This is a genomic window from Streptomyces sp. NPDC002690, from assembly GCF_053592415.1.
The window spans coordinates 1-8,987 of the sequence record NZ_JBSFVR010000304.1; the positions used below are offsets into that span (position 1 = coordinate 1).

The following is an 8,987-nucleotide window of genomic DNA, read 5'->3' on the forward strand; positions in this document are numbered from 1 at the left end:
CGACCGCGAACTTCTCGTTCCAGTGGATCGGGTTGAAGTCGCCGGACGCGCCCGCGTACCGGACCAGCGAGGCCCGGGTGACCGGGAAGGAGCGGCCATGACAGATCCCGTATGCCCGGTGTCGCACTTCTCCGGCTCCCTCTCCCCCGCTCCCGCGCCGGCCGCGCCGGACGTCGCTTCCGACCCCGCCGGAGTCCACCCCGGGACCTGGCCGCAGCCCAGCCGTCCGGACCGGATGCGCGGGCTGCTCGATGCCGTGATGGGCCTCGGCCGGGGCCTCGAACTTCCCGAAGTGCTGCGCGGCATCGTGGAGGCCGCGGTGTCGTTGACGGACGCGGAGTACGGGGCGCTCGGCATCGTCGGGGACGGGGAGACGCTGCAGGAGTTCCTGACCGTCGGCATGGAGCCCGAGCTCACCGCCCGGATCGGGCGGACGCCGTGCGGACGCGGTCTCCTCGGCGAGCTCATCCAGCATCCTCGGCCGCTGCGCCTCGACGACCTCGGCAGCCATCCGAACAGCTTCGGGTTCCCTCCCCACCACCCGCCGATGCGCAGCTTCCTCGGCGTGCCCGTACGGGTGCGTGACGAGGTGTTCGGCAACCTGTACCTCACCGAGAAGCGGCACGGGAGGAGCTTCGACGCCGACGACGAGGCGGTGCTGACCACTCTCTCCATCGCCGCCGGGGTCGCCATCGACAACGCCCGGTTGTACGAGGAGAGCCGCCGGCGTGAGCGGCGGCTCGAAGCCTTGGGCGAGATCACCCGTGCCCTGCTCTCGGGTACGGACGCCGACGAGGTGCTGCATCTGGTCGCCGAGCGGGCGATGGAGGTCGCGGACGCGGACCGGGCGGCGATCCTGCTGCCCGCCCCGCTGTCGGGTGCATCCGCGCGGGCGGGGCGGCAGCCGGTGCCCGCGGAGGCGGCACGTCTGGCGGTGGCTGTCGCGCACGGGCGGGACGCCGAGCGGGCGCGTGGGCTGTCCGTCCCGGCGTTCGGATCGCTGACCGGGCTCGCCGCACGCACCGGGACGCCGGTGCACTGCGCGGACGTCCGTACCGATCCCCGGGCCCATCTGTTCGGCGACGGCGCCGACGAGGGGCTGGGGCCGGTGGTGGCGGTCCCGCTCCAGGTGGACGACGGAGCGATGGGCGCGTTGCGGCTGGGGCGTCCCGTGGGCCGGCCGCCGTTCGACGAGTCCGAGGTGGAGTTGGTGTCCGGCTTCGCCGATCAGGCGGCGATCGCGCTGGAACTGGCGCGCGGGCGGGCGGAGTCCGAGGAGCTCGCGGTGATGCACGACCGGGACAGGATCGCCCGCGATCTGCACGATCTGGCCATCCAGCGCCTGTTCGCGACCGGGATGACCCTGCAGAGCACCACCCGGGCCATCGCCGACCGCCCGGAGGCCGCCGAACGCGTGCGGCGTGCGGTGGACGATCTGGACACCACGATACGGATCGTCCGGTCCACCATCTTCGATCTGCGAACGGCGGACGGCTCGGGCCGCAACGGGCTGCGCCGGCGCATTTCGGAGACGGCCCTCACGGCTGCCCGCGTGCTCGGCTTCCGGCCGTCGGTACGTATCGACGGGCCGGTCGACACCGCGGTCCCGGACGACGTGGCGGAGCATGTGGCGGCCGTCGCGGCGGAGGCGGTGTCCAACGCGTCCCGGCATGCCCGGGCGAGCCGTATCGACATCGCGCTGACCGCCGACGACGCGGTGACGCTGACCGTCACCGACGACGGCACCGGCCTGGGGGCCCGTGCCGCCGCGGGGAAACCGGGGGGCGGCGGGCTGGCCAACATGCGGACCCGGGCGGAACTGTGCGGCGGCACGCTGACGGTCGAGCAGCCGGACGCGGGCGGCACCCGGATCAGCTGGAGCGTCCCGCTCCGCTGAGACCGCGCACCGGACCGCTCACCGGCCAGCCCTTCCGAGGCCGTGGTCCGCTCGCCGCCTTCCGAGGCCGTGGTCCGCCTACCGCTCGCCGCGCTCCCGGATGCGGCCGGCGAGCATCGCGGCCTGGATGCGGCGGCCGACGCCCAGTTTGGCGAGGATCGCGGAGATGCGGTTCTTCACTGTCTTCTCGGCCAGGAAGAGCCTTGCCGCTATCTCCCGGTTGGTGAGTCCCTCGCCGATGAGATCGAGGATCTGCCGTTCCCGCGGTGTGAGCCTGTCGAGTTCGGACGGCTCGGTCTCCACGGCGGGCGGCTGCGAGGTCCCCCGCAGCCGTGCCATCACCCGGGCCGTGGTCCGGGGGTCGAGCATGGAGGTGCCGGCCGCCACGGTGTGGACCGCCGAGACCAGGCCGGCACCGTTGATCTGCTTCAGCACGTAACCGGCGGCTCCCGCCATGATGGCGTCGAACAGCGCCTCGTCGTCGTCGAAGGAGGTCAGCATCAGACAGGCGAGTTCGGGCATCCGGGCGCGCAGTTCGCGGCAGACCTCGATCCCGGCGTGGTCGCCACCGTCGTCGCCGAGCCGCACGTCCAGCACCGCCACCTGCGGCCTGGCAGCGGGCACCCGGGCCAGCGCCTCCCGGGCGTCACCGGCCTCGCCGACGACTTCGATGCCGCCGTCGGCCTCCAGAAGGTCGCGTACACCGCGTCGCACGACCTCGTGGTCGTCGAGGATGAACACGCGGACCGGGAGGACGGGCTCCGGCGAGGAATCGCTCGGCCGGGACTGCTCGGAATCGTCGTTCACACCATGCTCGTTCGGTCGGGGGCGGGGGTGTCCGGGCGGACGCGAACCAGTATGTGCCCGCCGCCGGGTGTACCGGCGACGGGGTGCCGAGGCATGTTCCGGGCTTCCGCGAAAGGGGCCGAAAGGCCCTGTGGCCTGGGCCGTTCAGCAGTGCGGGCACGGTGCCATACTGGCGCCGCCCGCCCGACGGGAATGGTCGGACACCTCCCTCGGTCGCGTCCGCACAGGTCCCCCGCCGTGCTGTTACGAGGAGCTGACCGCCCATGAAGAACACTCCGAGCGAGAGCTATCACGCCCTCCTGGCCCGCCACGACGCGATGCGGCTGCGCCGCCACATCCTGGCGCCCGCCCACGACTTGGCGAGGCCCCGCGAGGTCGACCCCCCGCAGGTCTACGGCGGTCACGACGCCCTGGCGGACCAGTCGCTGATCGACGCCTCCATGATGGCCGTGGGTCCGTTGGAGGAGCTGATCACCGAGCTGTACCAGGTGCTCTTCGACCGGCATCCGTATCTGCGCTCGCTCTTTCCCGAGTCGATGGCGTTCCAGCAGGCTCATCTGGCCGGAGCCTTCCGCTTCCTGATCGGCGAGCTTCACCGGCCCGAGGCGGTGACCGGGTACTTCACGCAGCTGGGACGCGACCATCGCAAGCTGGGGGTGCGGCCGGCGCATTTCGCGGCGTTCGAAGCCGCCCTGGTCGAGGCGTTGCGCGCCCGGGCGGGCGGGCGGTGGAGTGCTCCCGCCGAGGACGCGTGGCTGCGGATGCTACGGCTGGCGGTCTCGTCAATGGTCCGGGGCGAGAACGAGGCGATCACCGAACTCGCCAGCTGGGACGCGACCGTGACCGCCCACGATCTCCGCGCCCCCTCACTCGCGGTCCTGCGGGTGCGTCCCCGGCAGCCCTACGCCTTCCGCGCTGGTGAGTACGCCGCACTGGAGACACCTCTGCTGGAACAGGCTTGGCGGCCGTACTACCTGGCGTGCGCACCGCATCCGGACGGTGAACTGGAGTTCCACGTACGGGCCCGGCGAGCGGGTGGGGTCGGTGACGCCCTGGTCCACGGGACACGGACCGGGGACACCGTCCGGATCGGCGCTCCCCGGGGCGTGCTGACGCTGCCCGGTGACGCGCCGACCGGCGACCTCCTGCTGATCGCCTCCGGTACGGGCTGGGCGCCGATGAAGGCGCTCCTCCAACGGGCCGCCTCGGTGCCGTGGGCGCCCGGGGCCCCGCACCGTGTGCGGCTGCTGCTGGACTCCGGCACGGCGGGCGGCGGTGGAACGGGCGGCCCTTTCCACGACGCCGCGTGGCTGGAGACATTCCGGCGGGGGCACCCGTGGCTGACGGTCGTTCCGGCGGACACGGCCGGCTGGACGGACAGGAATCCGCTCGGGGCCCTCGGCGGGGTGCTCCCGCCGCGTCCGGGGTCCGCCGAGAACCTGCACGTGTTCGTGGCGCTGGACTCCGCGGCCGCCGGGCCCTCCGGGGCCGAGCGGGCAAGGGCCGTCGAGGCGGCCCTGGTGGCTGCCGGGGTGCCGGCGGACCACGTCCACCGGGACGGAGCGGGGATCGGTGGCGTCGCCGGGACGCCCGAAGGGGCGGCCGGCACCTGGTAGTCGTGCGCGGGCGGACGCGGCCGTCGTCGGCGGCGCCCGGTCAGGTGCTCCTCCGGGACGCCCCGTCCGGCCACACGACCTCCACGGGAATCCCCCGGCCGCGGGCGAAGGCGACCAGGTGCGCGGTGGCGTCGCTGCCGTCGGACCGGGAACCGTCCCAGACCGCGAGCACCGTCCGGCTCTCGCCGACCACGCACTCGTCGGCGCCGACGCACGCGTCCCGGTCCCCGGGGTCGAAGTCCAGCAGCCGCACGCGGGCGGCCAGGACCAGGAGTTCGCCCACCGCCTGACGGTCGGCCTCGGGCAGGACGGCCGGCACCGCACCGCGCACCGGGAGCAGTACGGTCAGCCTCCGGCCCGCGTCCCGGGCGGCCCTGCCGAAGACCAGCGGCAGCCCCGCCCCGGCGCGTACGAACGCGGCAGTCCCCTCCGTCAGCCGTTCCAGCCGCGCCCTCAGTTCCGTCTCCACCAGTTCGAGGGTGCCGTCACTGAGGTCTTTGTGCCCTACGACCGCGATCACCGCGTGCCTCTCCCACGTGTCCTCGCCCCGCCCGGTCCGGCGGACGCGTCGCATGCCGCGGGCCCGCGCCCCGGTGCCGCCGTCGGGCCGGTCCGCGGCATGCGATGGAAGGCAGTGAATACGCCCGGGCACTCCGGGGGACAGGGCCGAACGGCCCCTGTCGTACGGGCGGTTCCGCCGGGACCGCTCAGCCGATCCGGGCGGCCAGGATCGCGATGTCGTCCGTCTTCCCCTTGCCGAAGGTCTCCAACAGGGTGTCGCAGACCGCTTCGAGCGGGGAGGACGCGCCGGCGAGGGTGCGCTCCAGCGCGGCCAGGCTGTCGTCCAGGTCTTCGCCGGGCACCTCGATCAGACCGTCCGTCAGCAGCAGGAGCGTCGATCCCGCCTCCACCGGATACGGTACGGCCGGCGCGTGCGGAAGGCTGAGTCCCAGCAGCGGACCGTGCTCGGTGAGGTAACGGGTGGAGCCGTCGGGGTACCGCAGCAGCGGCGGGATGTGCCCGGCGTTGGCGACGTGCACGCGACGGCCGCCCGGCTCCACGAGTACCAGACAGACGGTGACGGTGATGGACGGCCTCAGGCGGACGAGCAGGGCGTCCAGCCGGGTGAGCAGGGTCTGTGGATCGTGCCCCTCGATGGCGTACGCGCGCAGGGCGTGGCGTACCTCGCCCATGATCATGGCCGCCTTGAGGGAGTGCCCGGCGACGTCGCCGATGGCCAGGAGCAGACCGGCGGGGGTCTCGATGGCCTCGTAGAAGTCGCCGCCGATCTCCGCGAGGTCGGCGGCCGGTTCGTAGCGGACGGCCATGTCCACCCCCGGCACGTCCGGCAGCCGGTCCGGCAGGAAGGTGCGCTGCAGCGCCAGGACCAGGGCGTGCTCCTCGCTGTGGCTGCGCAGCGCCTCCAGGGCCAGGGCACACGCCTGGGCCAGCTGGGAGAGCAGTTCGCCGTCGTCGGCGCCGACGAGCGTCGCGGCGTCGACGGCGAGCGCGACCGGGGGCCTGCCCCGCTTGGTGCGCGCGAGGACCAGTGCGACCCGGTCGGGGAACACGTCGGCGGGTCCGTCGCCGTCCGGGCAGGTCATCGCCTTCCATTCGGCGCCCGACAGGACGGTGGTCTTCGTCCCGGTCCCGTCCCCGAGGGCGCTCTCCGACAGGAGGTCCAGCAGGCGGGGGTTACCGTGAGCCAGGGTGACCGGCGCCTCCCCGGCTCCGCGCGCGCGACGGGCGGCTCCAGGTTCGTGCCCGGTCGCGAGGTAGACGGTACGGCTGTCGGGGCTGAGGGCGACGGCCACCGCGGGCGAGTACATCAGGGTGGCCGCGCCCTCCGCCGCCTTGCGGGCGAAGGTCTCCCCCTCCCGCGCCGCGTAGACGGCGAGGGTGCTGCTGTTCAGCGCGGCGACCCGGGTCGCGAGCCGCTCGGCCCGGCGGCGGGCGCGGGCGTAGCGGAGCGCGGCGGTAACGGTCGCCAGGAGTTCGTCCGGGGCGATGGGCTCGGTGAGGTAGGCGTCGGCGCCCCGGTGCAGACCCTGGGTACGGTCGCTCACCTCGATCTCGGTGGCGGAGACGTGGATGACGGGCAGATGGGCGGTCCGGGGGTCCGCCTTGATCTGCTCGCACACTTCGAAGCCGCTCATGTCGGGCAGCTTCACGTCGACGATGGCGAGTTCCGGCAGCAGGGAGTCGGGAGACCTCGCGAGGAGGGCGAGACCCTCGGTGCCGTCGGCGGCCTCCACGACCGCGTGCCCGGCCCGCCGAAGCCAACTGCTGACGATGTAGCGGTTGGTGTCGTTGTCGTCGAGCACCATGACCGTGGCCACCGCACTGTCCGGGTGGGGGTGGGGACTCATGTCGTGCCGCCTTCTCCGGCGTCGTGGGGGGTGTGTTCCGGTGCGCCGTGCGGCTCCGCGAAACGGTCGAAGGCCGCGGCGAGCCGCGCGTGGTTCAGGGTGGACTTGTCCAGGACCGCCCGCGCGTGGCGCAGCCGTTCGTGGTCCAGGGTCTCGTCGGCGGCCGAGGTGATGACGACCACCGGGATCCCGACGAGGTCGGGGTCTGCGGCGAGCTCCGCCAGTACCCCGTAGCCGTCCATGTCGGGCATGTGCAGGTCGAGCAGGACCGCGTCGGGGTGTTCCCGGCGGATGGCGTCGACGGCCCGGCTTCCCTCGCCCACCTCCACGACGCGATCGGCGAGCCGGGCGAGGACGGGCCGCAGGGTGGTGCGGAAGACCTCGTCGTCGTCGATGGTGACCAGGAGCGCCAGTTGGGCGGAGCCGGAGGGGCCGTTGCCGGGTTCCTCTCCGGGCGGGGCGGCGGGGAGGCGGACCGTGACCTCGGTGCCCTGTCCCGGGGTGCTGACGAGGACGAGGGTGCCGCCGAGGAGTCCGGTGAGGCGTCGCGCGTAGGGCAGGCCGAGACCGGTCCCGGAGTGTCCGCGCTGGTGCGCGCCGCGGACTTGGTAGAACTCCTCGAATATCTGGTGCTGTTCCTCCGGTGGGATGCCGACGCCGCTGTCGGTGACGGTGAAGACGACCTCCGCGCCGTGTTCGCCGTCGTCGGCCGCCACGTCGAGCCGGACGGTGCCCTCTTCCGTGAACTTCAGCGCGTTGGACAGCAGGTTGCGCAGGACGCGGGTGAGCATGACCTCGTCGCTGACGAGGGTGGTGCCCGGGGCGGGGGCCGCCACCGAGAGCGTGACGCCTTCCCCGGTCGCGTGTCCGCGCAGGGTGCCGTGCAGTTGGCCGAGGGTGGCGCGCAGGTCGACGGGTTCCCAGTGGGGTTCCAGGCGTCCCGACTCGGCTTTGGCGACGTCGAGCAGTTCGTCGACGAGGGCGAGCAGAGTGGCGCCGGAGGCACTGATCATCGAGATCCGCCTGCGTTGTTCCTCGTCGAGGCTCTCCCCGTCGATGTCCAGGAGCAAGCGGGCAAGGCCGACGACGGAGTTCACCGGGGCCCGCAGTTCGTGGCTGACGTTGGCCCAGAACCGGGTCTTCGCCTCGCTCGCGTCGCGCAGTTGGCTCGACTTCTCCTCCAGTTCGGCGTAGAGGGCCACCACTCCGCGGTTGGTCTCCTCCAGTTCCTCGGAGAGTTCGGAGTAGAGAGCCACCACGCCCCGGTTGGTCTCCTCCAGCTCTTCGTTGAGCCGGCGGAGCTCCTCGCGCTGGGCCCGTGTCTCCTCCAGCGCGGCGATCAGGTCGATCGTCTGCGCGCGGGCGTCCTCCAGCTCACTCGACCCCCGGTGCATGTGGAGGACGTCCCTCGCGTGCCGGAGGCTGTCAGGGGTGGTGGCATCGACCGAGAGCTGCTGTTCGATGGTCACGGCCCTTCGCTCCGGGTCGTGCCGGGTGGGTACGAGCCGGGAGGCGGCCGCGATCGACTCGCGCCCCGGACCGGCTCCGTCCCGCCAGAGGACGACGACCCGGAGCAGTGGCGACGCTCCGGGCACCGTGCCGAAGGTGACCCTGAGTTCGGAGGTACCGAGAACGTCCCGGCCCAGTTCGCTGAGGGCGGTGGCCAGGCGGACCTGGTCCTGGCGTTCCACCCCCAGGGCTTCGGCGACGGCCTTGCCGCTGCGCCGGAGCACGAAGACGTCCTGCTCGGTGGAGAGGGTGATGGTGGCCAGCGCCCCGGTGGGATGCGTCACCATGCCCCCTTGGCGACCGCGACACCGGCGTCGTCGCGGCGCACCCCGGCCTCGCGCAGCAGCTGGGCCGCGGCGACGAGCGGGGAGTGGGCGAGCAGACCGGGCAGTGCCGAGGGCCGCCAGCGCTCGGTGAGCCCGTCGGAGTGCATGATCACGGCGCTGTCCCGGGGCAGTTCCTGGTGGACGGTACGGAGGGTGGGGAGCTGATGGCCGACGATGCCCGGCGCCGACGGCAGGGAGCGCCGGGTGTTCGTGGCGGGGTCGACGACGAAGGTGCTGACGTTCCCCACCCCGCAGAACGACACGGTGCGCGCGTCCGGGTCGATGCGCACGACGGCGACCGCGCCGCCGCGTCCGCCGCGCAACGCGGTGTGGATGTCCCGCATCACTCCGTCCGGGGTGTGCGCGCGTGGGTCCCGCAGTGAGTCAACCGCCAGTCACACCCTGGATATAGGAGTAGTGGAATGCGAATCACCCGCAACGTCGCAGGTCGACGCCGTAGAGC

At 73.0% G+C, this 8,987-nt stretch carries 8 protein-coding genes; 2 read left to right on the plus strand and 6 right to left on the minus strand.

The window, feature by feature from the left end:
• Positions 1 to 127, minus strand: a 127-nt coding sequence (locus ACWD3D_RS28220; protein WP_451463611.1) for a MaoC/PaaZ C-terminal domain-containing protein, incomplete at its 3' end; no start/stop codon positions are given.
• A 108-nt stretch (positions 128 to 235) separates the two neighbouring features.
• Between ACWD3D_RS28220 and ACWD3D_RS28225 the strand changes: the two genes are divergently transcribed.
• A complete protein-coding gene (locus tag ACWD3D_RS28225) occupies positions 236 to 1,897 on the plus strand; it encodes a sensor histidine kinase (RefSeq protein ID WP_451463612.1) in 1,662 nt (553 codons plus the stop codon).
• A gap of 78 nt (positions 1,898 to 1,975) precedes the next feature.
• Here ACWD3D_RS28225 and ACWD3D_RS28230 read toward each other — a convergent pair whose 3' ends face one another.
• A complete protein-coding gene (locus ACWD3D_RS28230; protein WP_451463606.1) occupies positions 1,976 to 2,704 on the minus strand; it encodes a response regulator in 729 nt (242 codons plus the stop codon).
• A 263-nt stretch (positions 2,705 to 2,967) separates the two neighbouring features.
• Here ACWD3D_RS28230 and ACWD3D_RS28235 point away from each other — a divergent pair, with 263 nt between their 5' ends.
• Positions 2,968 to 4,320, plus strand: coding sequence for a globin domain-containing protein (locus ACWD3D_RS28235; protein WP_451463607.1), 1,353 nt, complete (start codon positions 2,968 to 2,970; stop codon positions 4,318 to 4,320).
• 40 nt (positions 4,321 to 4,360) lie between these two features.
• Here ACWD3D_RS28235 and ACWD3D_RS28240 read toward each other — a convergent pair whose 3' ends face one another.
• The 4 genes from ACWD3D_RS28240 to ACWD3D_RS28255 form a co-directional block, all read right to left on the minus strand.
• Positions 4,361 to 4,840 carry a hypothetical protein gene (locus ACWD3D_RS28240; RefSeq protein ID WP_451463608.1) on the minus strand — a complete coding sequence of 160 codons (480 nt, stop codon included), beginning with the start codon at positions 4,838 to 4,840 and terminating at the stop codon, positions 4,361 to 4,363.
• Positions 4,841 to 5,027: 187 nt separating this feature from the next.
• A complete protein-coding gene (locus ACWD3D_RS28245; RefSeq protein ID WP_451463609.1) occupies positions 5,028 to 6,689 on the minus strand; it encodes a SpoIIE family protein phosphatase in 1,662 nt (553 codons plus the stop codon).
• A complete protein-coding gene (locus ACWD3D_RS28250) occupies positions 6,686 to 8,485 on the minus strand; it encodes an ATP-binding response regulator (protein ID WP_451463610.1) in 1,800 nt (599 codons plus the stop codon). Before ACWD3D_RS28250 ends, ACWD3D_RS28245 begins: the two co-directional genes overlap by 4 nt.
• Complete coding sequence (locus ACWD3D_RS28255; RefSeq protein ID WP_451463613.1) at positions 8,479 to 8,919, minus strand: SpoIIE family protein phosphatase; 441 nt, start codon at positions 8,917 to 8,919, stop codon at positions 8,479 to 8,481. Before ACWD3D_RS28255 ends, ACWD3D_RS28250 begins: the two co-directional genes overlap by 7 nt.
• Between the last annotated feature and the right edge of the window lie 68 nt (positions 8,920 to 8,987).